The sequence below is a fragment of the Pseudomonas sp. MWU12-2020 genome (genome assembly GCF_023100605.1).
In the GTDB taxonomy this organism is placed as follows: Bacteria; Pseudomonadota; Gammaproteobacteria; order Pseudomonadales; family Pseudomonadaceae; genus Aquipseudomonas; species Aquipseudomonas fluorescens_H.
On record NZ_JALMEX010000045.1, the window covers coordinates 1 to 726 of the forward strand.

General features: G+C 60.1%; 1 pseudogene. It reads right to left on the reverse strand.

Going from position 1 to position 726, the window contains the following annotated elements:
* A pseudogene (locus M0814_RS28955) lies at nucleotides 1-705 on the reverse strand (hypothetical protein); the annotation flags it as partial.
* Nucleotides 706-726: the final 21 nt, after the last annotated feature.

Below are 726 nucleotides of genomic sequence, written 5' to 3' on the forward strand. Positions count from 1 at the left end.
GGGGCCCGAATCCCCGGCCCGGAGGATGTCCGCTTCAGTGACGTTGACCTCGATCGGATGGGCATCCGGATCGTCAACCTGTGCCTGAGTGACCGGTGCGGAGCGAATCCGCACGCCACCCCAGCTGACGATGATCACATCACCTGCGGCGCAGTTCGGATAGGGCCGTTTCGAAAGGCTGCCGGGTTTGGCCTTGATGGTGATTTTCACGCCATTTCTGGCGGTTTCCTTGTCCACGCCGTCGGCGATGATGCGCGGATCGATGTACTGGTACAGCTCGGAATGTTGACCGGGATCGGGGTCCAGATCCTGGCCGCCGGGCAGGTCGAGCTTGATATAGATCGCTACTGGCGGTTTGTAGGGTTCGGGGGTCTGGTGGGCGCGCTTTATGGTATAGCCGAGTGTGTGTGAACCGTTGGTGCTGTGTCTCGGCTCGACCCAGAGTGTCACCCGTTGACCTAATTGAGCTGTTTGCGTGAGGGTCTGCTGGTCGACGGTGGCACCATCGAACTCAAGCTCGATCCCGTCACCCAGTTTCATATCGGCATAGGGCAGAACGTGCACCTTCAGGCCGTTTGTGAAGTTGCCCAGCGCGGCGGCGTAGTTGATGCCCCATTCGCCGGAGGGCAGTTGCGGTTCCGTGCGGCCGGGGATTTCCGGTTCACGCAGGTCCTTGGGAATTTTTCTGGACGGTTGAATGAGCATGCTGGCAACTCCGGTTGGAAA